Origin of the sequence: Kitasatospora sp. NPDC101447, from assembly GCF_044767225.1 — a bacterium.
Classification (GTDB): domain Bacteria; phylum Actinomycetota; class Actinomycetes; order Streptomycetales; family Streptomycetaceae; genus Kitasatospora.
This window is the reverse complement of sequence record NZ_JBIWNL010000040.1, coordinates 34,519-54,170: the sequence shown is the minus strand read 5'-3', so window position 1 is coordinate 54,170 and position 19,652 is coordinate 34,519. Positions and strand designations below refer to the sequence as shown.

Below are 19,652 nucleotides of genomic sequence, written 5' to 3'. Positions count from 1 at the left end.
CTCACCCCCTCCCGACGAACGGCATGGTGGCCGGCAGCACGACCAGGGACTGGATGGTGGTGTCCGGCGGCTGGGAGGCCATCAGGACCAGCGCCTCGGTGAAGCGGTCCACCGGGATGGTCGCCTCGACGGCCATCGTCCCGTCGGCCTGCAGCGCGGCCGGCTGCGGCCCGCCGTCGACGGGGCTGACGTTGCCGACGTCGATCTGACCGCAGGAGATGCCGTACGGGCGGCCGTCCAGGGCGAGCACCTTCGTGAGGCCGAGGACGGCGTGCTTGGCGGCCGTGTACGCGATGGAGTTGGGACGCGGCACGTGGGCCGAGGGCGCGCCGTTGTTGATGATCCGCCCGCCCTGCGGGGACTGGGTGCTCATCACCCGGAAGGCCTCGCGCGCACAGAGGAAACCGCCGGTGACGATGGTGTCCAGCACCCGGTTCCAGTCCTCGAACGGGGTCTCGGTGATCGGCCGGCGCGGGGTGGCGGCGCCCGCGTTGTTGAACAGCAGGTCCAGCCGGCCGTACCGGTCCCGGACGGTGTCGAAGAGCCGGGCGACCTCCGCGGGGCTACGGATGTCGGTCGGGACGGGCAGCACCCGGGCGGCGGCCTCGCCGGCCAGGGCGGCGGTCTCCTCCAGGGCGTCCTTGCGCCGCCCGGCCACCGCGACGGTCCAGCCGGCCTCCAGCAGGGCCAGCGCCGAGGCCCGGCCGAGCCCGCTGCCGCCGCCGGTGACGATCGCCACCCGGCCGTGCGGTGCGGTCAACGCGCCCATTCCTCCCCCTCGTTCACCCAGATCCTCAGCATCCTCCGGGCGTACCGGCCGGGTTCGTCGACGAACGGCGAACGCCCGTGCAGCACACGGCTGTTGCGGATGATCAGCAGGTCACCGGCGGCCATCGGCAGGCCGAAGGCGATCTCCGGCCGGTACAGCACCTCGTCCAGCACGCCCAGCGCCTCCCACTGACGGTCCGTCAACTCCGGCCCGCCGCGGTCCGGGGAGGAGCGGACGGTGCGGGTCTGGTAGTAGCAGCCGACCGTCCCCTCCTTCCGGTGGTAGAGGATCGGGGTGACCACCAGCTGCGGGCCCGCCCGGCCGGTCCGGTCGAAGGTCCAGTCCTCGCAGAGCGTGGCCAGCGCGTCCGGGCGCTCCCGCTCGATCAGGTCGTGGACGTGCCGTGCGCTCGCCAGCTTGGTCAACCCGCCGCCGTCGAAGGCGGGACGCAGGCAGAGCAGGATGAGGAGGTCACAGGTGTCGCAGTGGAAGCCGAGTTCGGTGTTGCCGTCGCCGTCCTGGTCGCGCAGCACCGAGGTGAGGTCGCCGCGCCCGTTCTGCGGGACGATCCGGCCGTAGTCCCGCAGCAGGAAGGAGAGCACCCCGGTGATCTCCTTCTCCGGGCGTGCCGGGTCCACCAGGCCGCTGACGTGGGTCACGCCGACGGAGGCGACGGCGTCCCGGACGAAGTCCCGCAGCCGGGCGCGCACCGGCTCCGCCGCACCCCACCGCCCGGCCCGCGCGTCGGCCCACAGCAGCCGCCGCTCCTCCTCGCCCAGCGGGAGCGACCAGAGCTCCCGCCGGGCCTCCAACTCCAGGCTGCTCCAGCCGATTTCCGTCACCGCGTCCATGGTTCCCCTTCCTGTCGGCGTCCGGCCACGACGGCCTTCGCCCAGAGCTCCAGCGCCTCGTCGATCTGCCCGGCCGTGACCACCAGCGCGGGGATCATCCGGACCACGTTGAGGTGGATCCCGCAGAGCAACAGCAGCAACCCATGCTCGGCGGCGGCCTGTTGGGCGCGCCGGGCGGCCTCCGGGTCCGGCGCGCCGTCCGGGTGGCAGAACTCGCTCGCGGCCATCAGCCCGAGCCCCCGGACGTCGGCGATCCCGGGCGCCTCGGCGGCGACCCTCCGCAGCCCGGCCAGCAGTCGCGCGCCCTGCGCGGCCGCGTTCTCGACCAGCCGTTCCTCGTGCAGCACGTCCAGGGTCGCCAGGGCGGCCGCGCAGGCCACCGGGTTCCCGCCGTACGTGCCGCCCTGCGAGCCCGGCCAGGCACGGCCCATCAGCGCGGCGGGCGCGGCGATCGCGGACAGCGGGAAGCCGCTGGCCAGGCCCTTGGCGGTGACCAGCACATCGGGGCGGACGCCCACCTCGTACCCGTGGGCCCAGAACCGGCCGGTGCGGCCGAAGCCGGTCTGCACCTCGTCCACCACCAGCAGGATGCCGTGCCGGTCGGCGCGCTCGCGCAGCCCCGCGAGGAAGCCGGGCGGGGCGGGGACGTAGCCGCCCTCGCCGAGCACCGGCTCGACGAACATCGCCGCCGTCTCGGCGGGCGCGGACACGGTGGCCAACACCTCGTCCAGTCCGCGCAGCGCGTACCGCACCGCCTCCTCCTCGGACAGGCCGAGGCGGAAGGCCGCCGGGAAGGGCGCCACCGCGACCCCGGGCACCAGCGGGCCGATGCCCGCCCGGAACCGGGTGCCGGCCGTGGTGAGCGAGGCCGCGCCCATCGTGCGGCCGTGGAAGGACCCCTCGAAGACGATGACGTTCTGCCGTCCGGTGGCGTGCCGGGCGAGCCGCAGCGCCGCCTCCACCGCCTCGGTGCCGGCCGTGGCGTAGAACAGCGAGTCCAGGCCGGGCGGCAGCACCTCGCCGAGCCGCTCGGTGAGGGTCAGCAGCCGGTCGTGCAGCACGGTGGTGTACTGGCCGTGGATCAGCCGGCCGGCCTGCTCGCGGACGGCCTCCACCACCCTCGGGTGGCAGTGGCCGGTGCTGGTCACCCCCACGCCGGAGGTGAAGTCGAGGTACCGGCGGCCCTCGGCGTCGTAGAGGTGGAGGCCCTCGCCGCGCACGGCGACGACCGGGGTGGCCTGCTTGAGCACCGGGGAGAGCTGGGACACGGGGCCTGCCTTCACGGGTGAGTCCTGCCTTCGGAAGCTTCGGGACCTCGGGTGATTCGGGTTTCTCGGGGACTTCGCGGGCTTCGGGGCCCTTCGGGGGCGGGTCGGGCCGAGTCGGCGGGTCGGGACGGGTCGGCGGGTCGGGACGGGTCGGCGGGCGGCAGGAAACCGGCCTCGGCGGCCCAGGCCAGCGCGGCCGCCCACCACTGCGGGGTCGGGGCGGTGAAGCGCACGCCCAGCCGGTCCAGCACGGCCGCGGTGTACCCGCTGTCCACCCGGACGTTGCGCTCCTCCTGCTGCGCCCAGGCCGCGGCCAGCCGGGCGGCCGTCGGGTGCCGCCGCTCGGCCTCGGCGATCGCGGCCGCGAAGGTCTCCTCGTCGGTGAGCCGCACCCGGCGGCCCTGCCCGGCGAGCCAGCCGACCAGTTCGTCGTGCGGGACCTCGTACGGCGATTCGACGTGGTAGGCGCCCGGCGCGGCGTACGGGTCGAGGGCGATCGCGGCGATCCCGGCGGCCACCGTGTCCACGTGCGAGAACGCGAACGCGGTGGCCGGCCGGCTGGGGGCGGCGCCCGCCAGCAGGTAGCCGCGGATCAGCTGGTAGATCCGGTTGTCGCCGGTGTTGGCCTGGAACGCGCCGGTCCGGCTGTGCGCCGCGATGTGGCCGCTGCGGTGCAGGTAGGCGGCGTGCCCGCCGGCGGCCCAGGCCCGGACGGCCTGCTCCGCGCGGTACTTGGTCCGCTCGTACGGGGTGCGGAAGTGCTGCCCGATCCCGAGGTCCGCCTCACTGAAGCGACGCGGCGGGCCGTCCACGCCGCCGGAGACGGCGAGCGTGGAGACGTGGTGGACACCGGCGGCCGGGGCGTGCTCCCCGACCCAGTCGAGCAGGCGTCGCACCGCCGTGTGGTTGGTGCGCTCCAGCTCGTCCGGCGAGGCCACCAGCCGGACGTCCGCCGCCGCGTGCACGACGATCCGTGCGTCCCTGGCCCGCTCCAGCCCGGCCGGGGAGAGGCCGAGGCCCTCCCGGTCGACGTCCCCGGCGACGGCGTGGACCGCACGGAACGCGCCGTGGCCCAGCCGGTCCAGGGCCCCGGCGTCGTCGGCGGCCCGCACCAGGCAGGTGACGTCGGCGCCGCGGCGGAGGAAGGCGTCCAGCAGGTGCCGCCCGAGGTAGCCGGTGGCGCCGGTGAGCAGCACCCGGGCGGGTTCGCGCACCGTCGCCCGGGCGGTCGGCGGGACACCCGGGTGCAGCAGCTGGCCGGAGGTGGAGAGCGGGGCGCGGACGGGCCGCGCTCGCACCGTCCCGGCCCGCGTCGTCCCGACGCCCGCCTCGGTGGCCACGGCCTCGGCGAACGCGCCGGTGATCCGCTCGGCGGCGTGGTGCGACAGCGCCGGCCACCCGTACACCAGGTCGGTGACCAGCCGCTGCTCCACGATCCGCGCGGTGAGCCGCAGTTCGTACAGCGGGTCGCCCCCGGCGCAGCGGGCCGTACCGGCCTGCTCCTCGGCGACCGTCCAGTCCAGGGCGGGCTCCTCGGGCAGCCGGAAGGTCCCGAGGAAGTTGAACCCGGCGGCGGGCCGCTCCCCCGGCGCATCCCCCCGCGCATCCCCCGGCGCGTCCCCGGGCGCGTCCATCGGTCGGACGGGCGCCTCGCGCAGCCGCCGCGCCACCGTCTGCGGATCCGCCCCGGCCGGCAGCTCGACGTGCTTGACGGCGGTGAACCAGCCGACGGTGTCCAGGAACTCACCCGGATCGCCGGCGGCGTCCCGGCCGTGGGTCTCGACCTCGACGGCGAACCCGGGACGGCCGCTCCAGCCGGTGACGGCTCCGGCGAAGGCGGCGAGCAGCATGGCCTCCAGCCCGGCCCCGCCGCCGTACCGGCCGACCAGCCGGGCGGTGGCGTCCGCGTCGAGCGCCCAACTGAGCGCGCCGGGCCGGGTCACGGGCGGCGCAGGAGCCCCGACGGCGGGCGCGACGGGCGCGGTCCGAACTCCGGCAGCCGCAGCCCCGGGCTCGGCCGGCGCCGCCGGGGCGGCCGCCGCCCAGGCGTAGAAGTCCGCCGTCGGCGGCAGCTCGGCCGGCTTCTGGTCCAGCACCGCCCGGTACGCGTGCGCGAGGTCGTCGAGCAGGATCCGCCAGGACAGCCCGTCGACCACCAGGTGGTGCGCGATCAGCGCGAGCCGGTCGTCCGTCCCGGGCGGGCCCGAGAACAGGTGGACGCGCAGCAGCCGGCCGGCCAACGGGTCGAGGCTGCGGTGGAGTTCGGTGCAGACCCCGGCGATCGTGTCGGCGATCGGGCCGGCCGCGCGCGGGATCCGGGAGTAGGAGACCGGGTCGAGTTCGGGCACCGGCCGGGGTGCGCCGCAACCGCCCGGGGAGACCGGCCGGCGCAGCGCCGGGTGGCGTTCCAGGACGGCCGCGACGGCCGCCGTGAGCGCCACCGGGTCCACGGCGGTGCGACAGCGCAGCAGCACGGACTGGTTCCAGTGCCGCACGTCCTGCAGGGTCCGCTGCCGGTACAACCAGCGCTGCGCCGGGGCGAGTCGAACGACATCGGCGTCGGCGTCGGTGCCGATGCCGCTACCGCTACCGGCGTCGGCACCGGCGAGCGGACCCGGGAGGGACGGTGCGGCCGGGACGGCGGCGGCCGCCAGGCCCTCCGCCGTCGGGTGCCGGTAGTAGTCCTCGTAGGCGACCCGCAGGCCCGAGCGCCGCAGGAACGCGACGGTGCGCATGGCGAGGATGGAGTCCCCGCCGAGGCCCAGCACGTCGGCCCGCGGACCGACCGCGGGCAGTCCGAGCGCGCCGGCCCAGAACCGGGCGATCTCCCCGGCCAGGCCGTGCCGGCCGGCCGATGTGTCACCCGGGGACTGCGCCCGGGCCTCGACCAGTTCGGCCACCAGCTCGCCCAGCCGTCGGCGGTCGAGCTTGCCGTTCGGCCCCACCGGGAAGTCCGGCAGCACCAGGACCGGCTGGGGCACCGAGTAGCCCGGCAGGCGGTCCCGCAGGTACGCGTCGAGGCCGTCGACCGCCTCGATGCCACCCGACAGCCGTACCGCGCCGAGCAGTTGACTGCCGACGGCGGTCTCCCGGAGCAGCGCCGCCGAGCGGACGACGCCCGGGTAGCCGTCCATGGCGCGCTCGACCTCGGCGAGGTCCACCCGGTAGCCGCGCACCTTCACCTGGCGGTCCACCCGGCCCAGGAAGACCAGGTTCCCGTCCGCCCGCCGCCGGCACAGGTCACCGGTGCGGTACATCAGCCGGCCGTCGCGGTGGACGAAGCCGCGGGCCGTCTCGACCGGGCGCCCGAAGTACCCGGCGGTGACGCCGCGCCCGCCGATCAGCAGTTCCCCCGCCGTGCCGTCGGGCACCGCCCGCCCGGCGCCGTCCACCACGGTGAGCAGCACCTCGCCGATCGGGGTGCCGATCGGTACGGTCGGCTCCTCCGCGGGGAGTTGGCGGGCGTCGGTGGCGAGCAGGCAGGTGGCGCCGACGGTGGTCTCGGTCGGCCCGTAGTGGTTGGCCAGCCGGGCGGTGGTGCCGCCGTCGAGCAGGGCGGCGGCGAGCGGCCGGGGCAGCGGCTCGCCGCCGAGCAGCACGGTGTGCAGCGGCGGCGCGTCCGCCGGGCGGCCCTCCAGCAGGGCGGTCAGGTGCGAGGGGGTGGTCTTCAGCACGGTCACCCCGGCGCGCCGCAGCGAGGCCCAGAAGGCGTCCGGGTCGCGCACCTCGCGGTCCGGGACGACGTGCACCGAGCCGCCGGTGGCGAGGGCGAGCAGCCAGGCGGTGTGGCCGAGGTCCGCGGCCAGCGTGGTGACGTGCGCGGTGCACGGCGCGTCGGCCTCGGTGAGGGCGAGCCGTCCGGCCAGCGCCTGCGCGTAGTGCACGGCGTTGGCGTGGGTGACGGCGACGGCCTTGGGCTCGCCGCTCGACCCGGAGGTGAAGGACAGGTAGGCGACGTCCTCGGGCAGCACCTCGTCCCTGGTCTCCCCGTCCCCCTGGCCTTCCCGGCCCTCCCGGCCCTCCCGGTCATCCCGCCCGTCCCGGGGTCGGGGTACCGGCCGCTCGGGCAGCGCCTCGACGTCCAGCACCTCCCCGCCGAGCCCGCCCTCCGTGGCGAGGACCCGGGCCACCCGTACGGCGGCGAGCCGCCGGGCGAGGTCGGCCGGCGACCAGTCCGGGTCGGCCAGCACGGCCGCCGCGCCCGAGCGCAGCACCCCGTGCAGCAGCACCAGCATCCGGGCGTCCCGGGGCCCGACCAGGGCGACCCGGTCCCCGCGCCCGGTGCCGGCGGCGGCCAGCCGGGCGGCGATCCGGCCGGCCGCCGCGTCCAGCGTGCGGTAGTCGACGCTGCGCACGCCGTCGCTCAGCGCCGGCCGGCCTGGGTGGGCCCGGGCGAGGCGGGCGAGCAGCGCGGGCAGGGAGCGGGCGGCGCAGGCGGACGGTGCGGAGCGGGCGTGCTGCGTCGCGGGGCTCACGCCGACTCGTCCCCCGCCCGGCCCGCCCGGGCCCCCCGGGCCGGCAGCCGCCCGCCCGGCAGCCCGGCGTCGCCCACCAGGTACCCGTCCAGCACCGCCCGGGCGGGCAGCCGACCGGCCAACTCCCAGGCCAGCATGCGGTGCAGGCCGTCGAGGTGGATCAGTCCGGCCCGGGCGGACAGCTCCCCGTAGTCGGAGTGGTCGACCGGCGCGCTGCTGAGGAACAGCGGCGTGAACGGGGCCCGCCGCAGCAGCTTCAGCTTGGCCGCGCAGACCGGGTTGGCGGCCGTCCAGGCGGCCCCGCCGGAGCGGACCCGGGCGGCCGCCTCCCCCACCGTCAGCCCGGTGCGCGGTACCAGTTCGAGCTCCCCGCCCTCACTGAGGTGCCAGGGCAGCACGACGCCCAGGACGTCCGCGCGTGACAGCCGGACGCGCCACCAGCCGCCGGGCATGCGGTCGGCGCGTTCGAGGTTCTCCTCCCCGTACACGTTGCTGTTCGCCTCGTGGGCCCGCTCCACCGGGTGGTCCCGCAGGTAGGCGTCGTGGACCTCGGAGTAGGCGACGGCGGTGACGATCTTCACGGCAGGGCTCCTCAGACGGTTCCGGTGTACTCGGTGAAGTGCCGTTCCGCGAACAGCTCGGGCCACTGGCCGTCGGCCAGGTCCAGTTCTCGGGCGCGGGCGAGCATCTGCCGCCAGTACGGCTTCACCGGGCGCCAGCGCGCGCCCACCTGGCAGTAGGAGGCGTCGATGAAGTACCGGTTCCGGCCCGGCCCGTCGGGCGCCGGCCTGCGGGTGTGGAACAGCGCCGAGTTGAGCAGTACGGTCGAGCCGGGCGGCAGCCGGTCGATGACCACCTCGCCGGGCAGTTCCGCGGTGCCGCGGTGGGCGAAGGCGGACCTGTCGGCGGTGCCGCGGTGCGAGCCGGGCAGCACGGCCAGGCTGCCGACCTTCTCGTCCAGGCCGCCGAGGTAGTGCAGCGCGTGGACCATCAGCAGCGACGGGTCGGCGCGGTCGTTGGGCTCGCAGTCGTGGTGCCAGGGCTTGCCGGGGATGTCCGGGGCCTGGCGGTCGCTGTGCAGGTGGTGGAAGACGAAGGACGGCCCGAGCAGGCGGGTCAGGGCGCCCAACAACGGCGGGTGGGTGAGGAGTTCGCCGTGCGCCGGCAACTCCAGTTCCAGCAGCGGGGGCGGGCCGTTCCGGGCGGGGTCGGCGCAGGCCGCGATGGAGCGGGCCCGCAGCCCCTCGTCCACCCACCGGTCCACCTCGGGGACGAGTCGTTCGCGCAGTGCTTCCGGCAGCAGGCCGGGCAGGACCAGGTACCCGGACTCCAGGAACTGCCGGCGGTTCGCGGTGTCGAGGGCCTCACGCCCTCCCTGGGACAGCGTCACCGGGCCGACCCCCTCCTTCCGTTCGACGGGACGAGCAACGGGACGTGGCACGAGTCAGGCGGCACACGGGGTGATCCGGACCTGCGGCGCCGGCGGAACGCCCGTCACGGCCGTCACAGTCGTCACGGTCGCCACAGTCGCCCTGGCCGCCACGGCCGTCACGGCCGTCACGGCGGCCGCGGTCGTCACGGCGGCCACGACCGAATCGCGATCACCACGAAGAGACACGGGCCGATCACACAAGGTAGTCCGCCCCAGGAGTATGAACCGGTCTTCGCGTCCACGACAAGACCAAAGCCAACTCGTGGACACCTTCCCGCCACCGTGCCGTTCAGCTCCGGCCACCAGTCGATTCCTCCCCCACGGAGCACTCCGGGCCGCTCCGGCCCCGGTGATTCGCCGCCACCACGGCGAATGCGGCAGAGTGAGCCCATGAGCGAGCGGAGCGAGCCAATCGAACGGTGCGCGTTGCGCGACGCGGCCGCCGAGGGCAGCGAGGCGGGTGCGTTCGTGGGCACCCGGCGTCACGAGCCGGCGGGACGGACGGCCCCGTCGGCCCGGCGGCGCCCGGTCCAGCAGCGCAGCCAGGAGCGGTACGGCCGCATCCTGGACGCCTGCGCCGGGCTGCTGGACGAGGTCGGGGCGACCGCGCTCACCACCAAGGAGGTCGCCCACCGCGCGCAAGTGCCGATCGGCACCCTCTACCAGTTCTTCGCCGGCAAGGAGGACCTGCTGGCCGCGCTCGCCGGCCGCAACCTCGACCGCTACCTCCAGCGCCTCGACGCCCGGCTGACCGCCGCGGCCCCGGTCGATCCGGCGGTCTTCACCGACCTCGCGGTGGAGGAGTTCGTGGCGATGAAGCGCACGGTGCCCGGTTTCGGCCAGGTCGACTTCGGCCTGGCCGGGCCCGTCGTCCCCGCCGGGGTCCGCGACGACCGGCACCTGCTGGACACGGGCGTGGACAACAACACCGCCGTCGCCCTGCGCCTGCAGGCACTCGGCGGCGAACTCTTCCGGGCCGGCGACCCGGCGGCCACCACACTGACCCTGCGGGTCGCCCTGGAGGCGGCCGACGCGGTGCTCAAACTGGCCTTCCGCGGGGACCCGGACGGTGATCCCACACTGATCGCCGAGTGCAAGCGGTTGGTCCGCGGCTACCTCGTGCAACAGCTGCCCGCCCGCTGACGCCCGGCCCGGGGTTCCCCCCGCGTCCCGTCCGCCCGAGGCGTTGCGAGCCCGCCGCCCCCGCAGCACAGTGGATAGCGGAACGGCCGCGGAGGCGGCCTCCACGACCCGAGGAGCAGACCATGCACGCAGCGGTAGGTGACCAGCTCCACATCCACAGCAGGTCGGTGGGCATGGTGGACCAGAAGGGCGAGATCATCGAGGTGCGCGGCGCCGACGGCCAGCCGCCGTACATGGTCCGCTTCGAGGACGGCCACGAGGGTCTGATCTACCCCGGCCCCGACTGCAACATCGAAACGCGTCAGGCGGGACGCTGACCGACGCCCCTGCCACCCCGCGCCCCGACCGCGCGAGGTGGTGAGGAGCGGTGTCCGCCCCCACCACCCCGCTGCCCGGGGCACTCGCCGGGCTCGCGCCACTGCTGGACCACTACGGGTACCTCGCGGTGGCGCTGCTCGTGCTGCTCGACAACTGCGGCATCCCGGTGCCCGGGCAGACCATCCTGGTCCTCGCCTCGGTGTACGCCGGCGCCGGGCACCTGGACTTCGCCGCCGTCCTGGTGATCGCAGCGGTCGCCGCCACCCTCGGCAACAGCCTCGGCTACCTGATCGGCCGCACCGGCGGCCGCGCCTTCGTCCACCGGTGGGGCCGCTACGTCCTGCTCACCCCGGGCCGGATGGAGCGCGCGGACGGCTTCTTCGAACGCAACGGCGGCAAGGTCGTCACGGTCGCCCGCTTCGTGGACGTGCTGCGCCAGACCAACGGCATCATCGCCGGGACCACCGGGATGCCCTGGCGCCGGTTCCTGCCGTTCAACATCCTCGGCGCGGTGCTGTGGACGGCCGTCTGGGGCACCTTCGGCTACCTGGCCGGCGCCAACATCGGCGCGGTGTACCGGACGGCGATCCGCTACCAGCTCTGGTTCGCGATCGGCCTCGGGGTGCTGGTCGCCGCCCTCCTGCTGCGGCAGGTGCTGCGCTACCGGCGCCGGCGCCGCGAGGGCGCCGACGCCGAGGGCGCAGCCGACACGGGGACGCCGGACGGCACCGAGGCCACGGCCGACACCGGAACCGCAGCGGGCTCCGGTACCGCGACCGACTCCGCGGCCGGTACCACGACCGACTCCGGGACCGACTCCGCGGCCGATCCCGGACCCGAGTCCGACGAACCGTCCGACTAGCTCAGCGGGAACACCTCGAACGGCACCGCGAAGCGCGTCCCCAGCCGGCTGCCCGCGCCCCGGCCGAAGCCCTCCAGGAACTCCCGGGCGTCCGCCATCTGCCCGCCGAGCCCGGCCAGGTACGCCTTGTGCTCCTCCAGCGAGGCCACGCCCCGGTCGAAGGTGTCGGTGGTGTCCACCGCGTGCTTCGCCTCCGGCGAGGCCGCCGCCCAGATCTGCCGCACGCCGTTCCACGGCTCGTGGCCCTCCGCCACCAGTTCGCGGAACACCCAGCGGTTCCCGGCGTCCCGGACGCCGTCCAGGGTCGCCCGGCCGACCGCGATGTGATCGGCCTGGTTGAGGAACACCCCACCGTAGGTCTCCCGGAAGTTGCTGGTGATCACGACGTCCGGGCGGTGCCGGCGCACCGCGCGGGCGATGTCCCGGCGCAGCGGCAGCCCGTACTCCACCACGCCGTCCGGGTGGCCGAGGAACTCGACGGTGTCCACGCCGACCACGCGCGCCGAGGCGAGCTGCTCGGCCTCCCGCAGCGGCCCGCACTCGGCGGGGTCCAGCGAGTCGATGCCCGCCTCGCCGCTGGTGACCATCACGTAGACGACCTTCTTGCCCTGCGAGGTCCAGCGGGCGACGGCCGCGGCGCCGCCGTACTCCATGTCGTCGGGGTGGGCGACGATCGCCAGCGCCGTCTGCCAGTCCTCGTCCACGTGCTCGAAGGGCGCGGGGGCCTGCTCGGTCATGCTGCTCTTCCCTCTCGGTCCGGCTCACGGTCGTACGGTCGTACCGCCGGTGACTCTAGAAGACTTCCGCCCCTCACACACCGTCAGACACCTGATCGACCGCTGCGCTTGCCCCTGACGCAGGCGTCAGGGGTTAGCGTCCGGGCGCCCCATCGACGGGCTTCCCCTTCTCACGAGGAGCGCTGCCGTGCCCCTGCCCACCACCACCCGAGTCGTCCGACTGACCACCCGGCCGCGCGGGCTGCCCGCCCCCGAGGACTTCACCGTGGCCGAGGAGCCGCTGCCGGAGCCCGGGCCCGGGCAGGTGCTGGTCCGCAACCGGGCCTTCCTGGTCTTCCCCGCGCTGCGCACGGTGATCAGCGGCGCCGGCACCGGCCTGCTGGTGCCCCACGTCGAGCCCGGGGACGCGCTGTTCGGGCCCGCCCTCGGGGAGGTGCTCGCCGCGCCGGAGCACGGGCCGCTGCGCCCGGGCGACCTGGTGACCCACCTGCACGGGTGGCGGGACCACGCGGTGGCGGACGCCGCCGGCTTCACCCCGGTCCCGCCGGACTTCCCGGACCCGCTCGCCCTGGTCTCCGCCGCCTCGGCCGGCTACGGCGGACTGACCCGCTGCGCCGAGGTGCACCCGGGCGACGTGGTGCTGGTGACCGGTGCGGCGGGCGCGGTCGGCTCCCTGGCCGGGCAGGTCGCCCGACTGCTCGGCGCCGCGCGGGTGATCGGCACCACCCGCTCACCCGCCAAGGCGGAGCGGCTGACCGCCGAACTCGGCTACGACGCCGTGCTGGTGACCGGCGAGCGGCCGTTCGCCGAGCTCCTGGCCGAGGCGGCACCGGACGGGCTCGACGTCGTCCTGGACCTGGTCGGCGGTGAGCAGCTGACCGCCGCGGTGGACGCGGCCCGGCGGGGCGCCCGGTTCGCCGTGGTCGGCGCGGTGTCCGGGCAGCTCGACCCGGGGCTCTCCGGCGGCAACTCGCCCGCGGTGGTCGACAGCTTCCGGATCGTCACCCTCGGCCTCAGCGTGCGCGGCTTCACCCTGCTCGACCACCCGGGCCTGGAGGCCGAGTGGCGCGAACGCCTCGGTGCCTGGTTGCGCAGCGGGGAACTCACCTTTCCGTGGACACCGGTCGCGGGCATCGATCGGGCCCCGCAGGCGTTGTCCCGAGTGTTCACCGGGGACACCTTCGGGGCGACCATCGTGGAGCTCTGACGACGGGAGGGGCGGGTATGCGGATCGGGGACGCGGCGGCAGCGGCGGGCACCACCCCCAGGGCACTGCGCTTCTACGAACAGCGCGGGCTGCTGCGCCCGCCCGCCCGGTCCGCCTCCGGCCAGCGGGAGTACGGCCCGGCCGAGATCGCCCGGGTCCGGGTGATCCGCCGGCTCCTCGCCGTGGGGCTGACGGTGGACGACCTGGCCAGTCGTCCGCACCGGCTGGACCTGCTCGCCGAGGACCCGCCGCGCCGCTGCACGGCCGACCCGGGCCCGGAGACCTACGCCCCCGTCGTCCGCGCCCGCCTGGCCACCCTCGACGCAGAGATCGCCCGCCTCACCGACCTCCGCACCAAGCTCGCCCACCACATCGCCACCAACGGCGCGGACGTCCCGTCCGCCTGAGCGAGCGGGCTCTCGGGTGGACGGGGGCGGAGCGCGGATCGGGCTCGCCCGGCACGTTGCGCGGGGGAGGGCGCGAGGTGCCGGGCGAGGACTGGGGGTGGGGGTGGGGGTGGGTCAGGTGGTGGCGGGTGCTTCCCGGGTGGGGGTGTCCCGGGCGCCGGTGGACGGCCAGGTGATGCGGGTGGCGCAGAGGGAGACGAGGGCGGCGGAGGTGGCGACGGCGGCCATGCCCCAGACGAGGCTGGTGGCGCCGGCGACGAAGCCGATCACGGCGGGGCCGGCGAGCAGGCCGGTGGTGCCCATGGCGGCGACCAGGGAGAGCGCGTCGGCGCCGCGGCGGGCGGCGGCGACGTAGACGCAGGGGGTGACCGCCGCGACGCCGAGGCCGACGCAGGCGAAGCCGAGGAGGGTCGGCAGCACGCCGCCGACCAGCAGGGCGAGGGCGAGGCCGAGGCCGGCCAGCAGGCTGCCGGTGCGAACGATGCGGCCGTCGCCGAAGCGGGTGCGCCAGCCGTCGGCGAAGATCCGGGCGCACACCATCATCACCGAGACGACGGCGATGCCCAGCGGGGCGAGGCCGGCGCCCGCGTGCACGACGTCCTTGAGGTAGAGCGCCGACCAGTCGTTCATGGCGCCCTCGGTGACGGTGCCGAACACCATCGCGAGGCCCATCCAGAGCGTCGCGACGGTCGGCAGGACGAAACCGCGGCGGTCCTCCTTCTCCTCCTCGGCGGCGGTCTGCTGCGGCTCGTCGGCCAGCAGGCCCGGCCGGGCGGCGGCGACCACGGCCGCGAGCAGTGCGGCGGCCAGCCCGAAGTGCACGGCCAGGGTGCCGGTGAAGGCGTTGACGGCGGAGGCCAGCAGCGCGGCGAGGAGGGAGCCGGCGCTGAACGTGGCGTGCAGCCGGGACATGGTGGCCCGTTCGAACCGGGCCTCCAGGGCGGCGCCCTGGGCGTTCATGGCGACGTTCAGGCAGCCGACCGCGACACCGTCGCAGAACAGCACCAGCACGGTGACGGGGTAGTCGGGCACCACCGACAGGGCGAGCAGGATCACGCCGAGGGCGAGCGCCGACAGCATCGAGAGCAGGCGGGAGCCGAGCCGCCGCATCAGCACCGCCACCAGCGGGAAGGACACCGCCGCACCGATCCCGCAGGTCATCAGCAGCAGGCCGATCCGGGCCTCGCCCAGGCCGAGCTCGGCCTTGAGCGCGGGCACCCGGGAGACCCAGGTCGCGTACTGGAATCCGAGGACGAAGAACAGTGCGCCGATGGCCAGTTGGGAGCGGCGGTAGTCGTCGCGAACGGGGGACATGCGTATCAGCCCACTTCGGCTCTGGGGCGGGGCCCGGGGATCGGGTCGGTGGAGTGCGGCAGCGGCAGCGCCCTGTCCGGGACGCGGGAATCCGTTACCCGAAGCGGCTCCTGACGAGTTGTCAGACTCATCGTCATGTAGACGGCCTCGTCGCCGTAGCTCGCGGGCAGCTCGGTCTCGGGCCGCGCGCGGTAGCCCAGTGGGGTCCACAGCACGTGCGAACCGCGGACGGCGACCAGGGAGAGGGTCCGGTAGCCGGCCGCCCTGGCGGTGGCCTCCAGGTGGCGCAGCATGCGGTGGGCGTGGCCGTGGCCGCGGAGGTGTTCGGCGATGACGAGGTCGTGGGCGTGCAGGTTGGTGGTGGGTGGCTGTTCGGCGCTGGTGGTGTTTTCGGTGTGGTGGAGGTCGGGGCAGTGGTGGAGGGGGTAGGGCAGGGCGAGGAGGTAGCCGCCGACGTGGCCTGCGTGGTCGAGGACGAAGCAGGTGGAGGGTGAGGTGCGGTGTCGGGACTGGAGTGCGTCGCGGCCTTCGGAGAGGCCGCTGGTGGCGTAGGCGCGTTCTTCGAGTGCGACGACGGTGTCCCAGTCGTCGGCGCGCAGGAGTCGGATCCGGGGGTCGGTCATGGGGTGTCTCCGTTCGGGGTCCGGGCGCCGCCGATGCTGGTGTGGGGCAGGGGGGTGAAGCCGTTGAAGCCCTGGGTGGTGTAGGCGGTGGCGTAGGCGCCGCAGGAGTGGATCCAGACGGGGTCGCCGGAGGCGACGGCGTGGGGGACGCGGACGGGGGCGCCGTCGTGGGTGTAGGCGTCGTCGCTGTCGCAGGTGGGGCCGGCGACGACGGCGTTGACGAACTGGCCGCCGGGGTGGCCGGGGAACTCCAGGCGGTACTGGAGCTGGTCCATCTCGTAGAGGCCGTTGAACTTGCCGCAGCTGAGGTAGAGCCAGTCCTCGCGGGTGCCGTCGAGGCGGTGGCGGGTGGTGAGGCGGGCGACGTGGGCGCGGATCGCGCCGTGGTCGGCGACCAGGTGGCGTCCGGGTTCGACGAGGAACTCCAATGGTCCGGCGTTGACGGCGCGCAGCCGGTCGGTGCCTTCGCGGATGACGGTGAACATCTTGTCGAGTGGGGGGTCGAGGGGGTTGCCGTGGCGGTCGAGGACGCCGAGGGCGGGCAGTCCGCCGCCGAGGTTGATGCGCCGGGGGGTGATGCCGCGCCAGTTGAGGGCTTCCAGGACGGCGGCGAGGGAGTCCAGGGCGGCGCTCCAGGCTTCGGCGGTCATCTGCTGGGAGCCGACGTGGACGGACAGGCCGGAGGGGAGGAGTCCGGCGGTTCGGGCTTGGTCGAGCAGGCGCAGGGCGTCCTCGGGTGAGCAGCCGAACTTGTGGTTCAGGCCCCACAGGGCGCCTTCGCCGCTGGTCGCGATCCGGCAGAACACCCGTGAGCCGGGGGCGTGTTCGGCGATGGCGGCGAGGTCCTGGGGGCTGTCGGTGGCGAAGTCGCGCACGCCCAGCCGGTAGGCCTGGGCGATGTGGCGGTCGGACTTGACGGTGTTGCCGTAGTGGATCAGTTCGGGCGCCACGCCGGTGCGCAGTGCCTGGGCGATCTCCTGGGGGCTTGCCGCGTCGAAGCCGGAGCCGAGTGCGGCGAGGTGGCCGAGGACCTCGTCCACCGGACAGGCCTTCATCGCGAACCGCACCGCGACACCCGGCAGTTCGGCGCACAACGCGGCGTACTGACGGCCGATGCCGTCCAGGTCGTAGATGATCCGGTCATCGGTCGCAGCCGCAAGAGCGGCCCGCAACGCGGTCTGGTCGTGCAGGCCGTACCGGTCGGGGCGGGGTGCGCCGCTGTGGACCGCGGTGACGGTCGGGGCACGGTGGGCGGGTACCGGGTTCCGTGCCCGGTGTGCCGGCTGGCTGCTTGTCTGGCGTGTCACGTAGAGCTCCCGGTCCTCCGGCTAGCGCGGCAGCCGGTCGGCGGGGGTGGTCCTGCTCGCCCGCACCAGCGGGCCCCACGCGTCGATCAGCAGGGCGAAGTCCTCGATGTCCGACTGTGCTCGGTCGAGCAGGCGCGCCCGTCGGGGCGCCAGGTGGTCGGCGAACTCGGCGTACTTGCCGCCCAGTCGCCGGTAGCAGCGGTCGAGTTCGGCGAGTCTGCGGTGGTTCTCCGCCCGGCCGGTCGCGGCGCTGCGGCGGGCGGCGTCGGCGATCGGCCGGGGGCGCAGGTGGTGGTGCTCGTCCAGCAGGGCCCCGCCGGCGGCCGCCATCTCGGCGTAGACCGGGTGGAGGTAGAGCATGGAGAGCAGGAACTTGGCGTAGCGCAGCTGGTAGGCGGTGAAGCCGGGGCCGGTGCGCCGCTCGGGGGTGTAGTAGTTGACGATGTGCCGGTTGTGGGTGACGCCGGGCAGGGTGGCGTCGTGCACGACGTGGTGCAGGAAGTAGTCGCTGCCGATGGTGTCGGTGGCGGGCGGCAGCGGCACGCGTTCGTACACCTCGCGGTCGAGGGCGATGTTGCACATGTCGATGCGCCAGATGTCGGGCCGGCCGAGGACGGCGTGGTCGGCGGTGAAGGGTTCGGTGCCGCCGCCGGTGAACGATTCGGCGACGAGCTCGCGCCGCTCCTGCTCGCTCGCTCCGGTGGGCGCCCAGAGTGCGACGACGTCGTGGTAGACCTCGGGGTCGAGGGCGAGGATCTCGCCGAGGTCGACGGAGAGTTCGCCGACGAAGGAGGCTCCGACCAGGGCGACGGGCTTGTCCGCGTGCGCCGGGTCGAGGGTGTTCTCGGTGACGGCGGCGGCCGCGTCGGCGGCCTTGAGGCCGAGGGTGGCCAGTTCGTGCTCGACGGGGAACACCGGTTCGCCGTCGAGCCATTGGTAGCGGCTGTCGGAGTCGCGGCGGTGCACCGAGGCGCAGCCGAGGGCGGCGGCGAGCAGGAACGCCCGGTTGGTGCAGGCTCCGTAGGAGACGGTGTCGGGCAGCATCAGGTCGAGCAGCTTGTCGGGGCCGGCGACGCCCGAGCGGTCGATCACCTCGCGCAGGAAGGCGCGTTGCGCGTCCTCGTCCAGGTGGTGGACGGTCAGGCCGTCGACGGCGGGCAGGGCGGCGGCCGCGGCGGCGTGCCGGCCGCGTGCGGCGGGGTCGGCGGAGTCCAGCACCAGCAGGTGCACCCGGACGCCGAACCGCCGTACGGCGTAGGCGGCTTCGGCGCCGACCGCGGTGATGGTGTCGGCGCACTCGCGGTTGGTGGGCAGGGTCAGGCAGACGTCGCGCATGCCCGCTCCCCGGTGGCGTTCGGCTCGTCGAGGCGCTTGCCGCTCCAGGACCGCAGTCCGAGCAACTTCTCCCCCAGTTCGGTGAGTTCGGCGGTCCGGTAGCGCTGGGACTCGGGCCGGTCGGCGTCGCCGACGAGGGTGCGGTTCCAGTCCGGGGTGGCGAGCGTGCGCCAGGACTCCACCCGGGAGCGGCGCAGCTTCTCGGCCTCCTCCAGCGCGGGCATCATCGACAGGTACTGCACCGCGCGCACGCCGCGTTCGGAGGTGTTGCGCTCGACGCCGTGGGCGAGCAGGCCGTTCCAGATCAGGAGGTCGCCGGCCGCCAACTCTGGCCGTACGACGGGGAACTCGTCCCGGTCGACGGCCGGGCGGATCGGGTCCCGGTCGGCCGGCTGGGCGGCCTGCCACTCGTTGAAGCGGCGGAACAGCTCCGGGTTGCACTGGAAGCCGCCGAGGTCGGGGGCGGTGTCGTTGAGCGCGATGATGCCCTGGACGCGCTGCGGCAGCACGCCCCGGGTGGTGTCGACGTCCCAGTGCAGCTCGATGTCGAAGCCGCGGTCGGTGGGCTCGATCAGCGCGCGGTCGCGGTTGCGGACGTTCGGCGGGTTGAGGTTGAGCCGGTCCAGGGTGACCCACAGCTCCTCGCAGTCCCAGACGTCCACGAAGGCGTCGTAGACGCGCTGCGACTGGCGGCTGTCCCAAAGGAGTTGGTGGTGGTAGGCCTCGACGAAGCCGTAGATGTGCAGGTGCTGGTCGAGTTCGTCGCGGTACTCGCGCTCGCGATACCAGTCCTCGGGGCGGTCGGGCGACAGGCCCTGGAACTCCCAGGTGAAGTCGAGCAGGCGCCGCGCGGCCTCGGCGGGGACGGCCTGCTTGACGACGACGTAGCCGTAGGTCTGCCAGAACGCGTGGTCCTCCTCGGAGAGCACGCGCAGCGGGTGCTGCTTGCGGATCTCGCGCAGCGCCGTGCGGGCCAGGTAGCTCTCGGTGTCCGCGCTGAAGTAGGGGCGCTGCGAGGCGGCGCGGTACAGATACTCCTCGGCCTGTCCGTCTGGGCTCGGCATGGGCAGTCACTCCACGGTTCGTAGTCGACGCAGCGCTTGATTCGGCGGGCGGCGCGGGCGCGGCGGGCCACTCGACCGGCCCCGGGACCGGATCGGTAATTACCCCTGCGGGCCGGCGGCGGTCCGCACACACTCCTTCGCGGCTCGACCCCCGAGCGCGCACCGGCGCCGCGTCAGGGGGCCAACTCGCCTGTCCGACAAGGCCTCTCACCCCGCCTCAGGCTCTGCCGAACCACGCCCCCCACACATTGGACTAGACCAACTAATGGTGTCAACCCTTTCCCGCGGGTTGCCGATTGGGAATTCGGCGCAGCTCATGACGCCTCTCGCGGTTCGCTTTATGTTTCGCAGGCGGACATAAGCCGGGGTATGTTTCGGGAATTGACATAACCGCCGGATTGAACCCCGGCAACCCCGCGAACCGTTACGGGCCGCCGGGGGCATGCGTAGGGGCGTGACGCCGGGCCGCCGTGCGCCGCGCCGTTCGCCGCGCCGTGTTCCACGCCGCGTGTTACGCCGGGCCGGCGGAGCCCGGCCGCC

17 protein-coding genes are annotated in these 19,652 nt (G+C 74.7%); 5 read left to right on the top strand and 12 right to left on the bottom strand.

The genetic code is table 11. From position 1 onward, the window contains the following. Position 1 precedes the first annotated feature (1 nt). Genes ACIRST_RS35715 through ACIRST_RS35690 form a run of 6 tightly spaced genes read right to left on the bottom strand, consistent with a single transcriptional unit; the run spans position 2 to position 8,753 of the window. Positions 2-769, bottom strand: a complete 768-nt coding sequence (locus ACIRST_RS35715) for an SDR family oxidoreductase (protein ID WP_402807782.1) — start codon at positions 767-769, stop codon at positions 2-4. Continuing rightward, the gene (locus tag ACIRST_RS35710) at positions 757-1,620 is read right to left on the bottom strand and encodes a TauD/TfdA family dioxygenase (protein WP_350525787.1); all 864 of its coding nucleotides are present in this window, start codon (positions 1,618-1,620) and stop codon (positions 757-759) included. Before ACIRST_RS35710 ends, ACIRST_RS35715 begins: the two co-directional genes overlap by 13 nt. Next, on the bottom strand, positions 1,608-2,888 hold the full coding sequence (locus ACIRST_RS35705) for an aminotransferase class III-fold pyridoxal phosphate-dependent enzyme (RefSeq protein ID WP_350525823.1): 1,281 nt from the start codon (positions 2,886-2,888) through the stop codon (positions 1,608-1,610). Before ACIRST_RS35705 ends, ACIRST_RS35710 begins: the two co-directional genes overlap by 13 nt. 11 nt (positions 2,889-2,899) lie before the next feature. Then, the gene (locus ACIRST_RS35700) at positions 2,900-7,363 is read right to left on the bottom strand and encodes an AMP-binding protein (protein WP_402807779.1); all 4,464 of its coding nucleotides are present in this window, start codon (positions 7,361-7,363) and stop codon (positions 2,900-2,902) included. Beyond that, complete coding sequence (locus ACIRST_RS35695; RefSeq protein ID WP_350525785.1) at positions 7,360-7,944, bottom strand: DUF6309 family protein; 585 nt, start codon at positions 7,942-7,944, stop codon at positions 7,360-7,362. Before ACIRST_RS35695 ends, ACIRST_RS35700 begins: the two co-directional genes overlap by 4 nt. Positions 7,945-7,955: 11 nt before the next feature. Beyond that, positions 7,956-8,753: a phytanoyl-CoA dioxygenase family protein gene (locus tag ACIRST_RS35690; RefSeq protein WP_350525784.1), complete on the bottom strand. Its 798-nt coding sequence runs from the start codon at positions 8,751-8,753 to the stop codon at positions 7,956-7,958. 432 nt (positions 8,754-9,185) lie between these two features. On the opposite strand from ACIRST_RS35690, the gene ACIRST_RS35685 reads away from it, so the two are divergent. The 3 genes from ACIRST_RS35685 (at position 9,186) to ACIRST_RS35675 (ending at position 11,118) form a co-directional block, all read left to right on the top strand. Next, a complete protein-coding gene (locus ACIRST_RS35685; protein WP_350525783.1) occupies positions 9,186-9,938 on the top strand; it encodes a TetR/AcrR family transcriptional regulator in 753 nt (250 codons plus the stop codon). Between the two features lie 122 nt (positions 9,939-10,060). Continuing rightward, positions 10,061-10,255, top strand: a complete 195-nt coding sequence (locus tag ACIRST_RS35680; RefSeq protein WP_350525782.1) for a DUF1918 domain-containing protein — start codon at positions 10,061-10,063, stop codon at positions 10,253-10,255. A 50-nt stretch (positions 10,256-10,305) separates the two neighbouring features. Further along, positions 10,306-11,118 (top strand): VTT domain-containing protein, encoded by an 813-nt coding sequence (locus tag ACIRST_RS35675; RefSeq protein ID WP_402807775.1) that lies wholly within the window; start codon positions 10,306-10,308, stop codon positions 11,116-11,118. Here the strand turns inward: ACIRST_RS35675 and ACIRST_RS35670 are convergent. After that, positions 11,115-11,855 (bottom strand): PIG-L deacetylase family protein, encoded by a 741-nt coding sequence (locus tag ACIRST_RS35670; RefSeq protein WP_402807772.1) that lies wholly within the window; start codon positions 11,853-11,855, stop codon positions 11,115-11,117. The two genes, ACIRST_RS35675 and ACIRST_RS35670, sit on opposite strands and share 4 nt — an antisense overlap. Before the next feature lie 193 nt (positions 11,856-12,048). Between ACIRST_RS35670 and ACIRST_RS35665 the strand changes: the two genes are divergently transcribed. Both ACIRST_RS35665 and ACIRST_RS35660 read left to right on the top strand, forming a co-directional pair. Next, on the top strand, positions 12,049-13,062 hold the full coding sequence (locus ACIRST_RS35665; RefSeq protein WP_350525822.1) for an NADP-dependent oxidoreductase: 1,014 nt from the start codon (positions 12,049-12,051) through the stop codon (positions 13,060-13,062). A 17-nt stretch (positions 13,063-13,079) separates the two neighbouring features. After that, positions 13,080-13,469: a MerR family transcriptional regulator gene (locus ACIRST_RS35660; protein ID WP_402807769.1), complete on the top strand. Its 390-nt coding sequence runs from the start codon at positions 13,080-13,082 to the stop codon at positions 13,467-13,469. A 114-nt stretch (positions 13,470-13,583) separates the two neighbouring features. On the opposite strand, the gene ACIRST_RS35655 is transcribed toward ACIRST_RS35660, so the two are convergent. The 5 genes from ACIRST_RS35655 to ACIRST_RS35635 form a co-directional block, all read right to left on the bottom strand. Beyond that, positions 13,584-14,783 carry an MFS transporter gene (locus ACIRST_RS35655; RefSeq protein WP_402807767.1) on the bottom strand — a complete coding sequence of 400 codons (1,200 nt, stop codon included), beginning with the start codon at positions 14,781-14,783 and terminating at the stop codon, positions 13,584-13,586. A gap of 5 nt (positions 14,784-14,788) precedes the next feature. Continuing rightward, a complete protein-coding gene (locus ACIRST_RS35650) occupies positions 14,789-15,406 on the bottom strand; it encodes a GNAT family N-acetyltransferase (protein WP_402807764.1) in 618 nt (205 codons plus the stop codon). Beyond that, on the bottom strand, positions 15,403-16,596 hold the full coding sequence (locus ACIRST_RS35645; protein WP_402807821.1) for a type III PLP-dependent enzyme: 1,194 nt from the start codon (positions 16,594-16,596) through the stop codon (positions 15,403-15,405). The genes ACIRST_RS35650 and ACIRST_RS35645 overlap by 4 nt, the downstream gene beginning before the upstream one ends. A 138-nt stretch (positions 16,597-16,734) precedes the next feature. After that, the gene (locus ACIRST_RS35640) at positions 16,735-18,048 is read right to left on the bottom strand and encodes a DUF6271 family protein (RefSeq protein ID WP_402807761.1); all 1,314 of its coding nucleotides are present in this window, start codon (positions 18,046-18,048) and stop codon (positions 16,735-16,737) included. Then, entirely contained in the window at positions 18,030-19,112 is a 1,083-nt protein-coding gene (locus ACIRST_RS35635) for a phytanoyl-CoA dioxygenase family protein (RefSeq protein WP_402807758.1), read from the bottom strand. The genes ACIRST_RS35640 and ACIRST_RS35635 overlap by 19 nt, the downstream gene beginning before the upstream one ends. Positions 19,113-19,652: the final 540 nt, after the last annotated feature.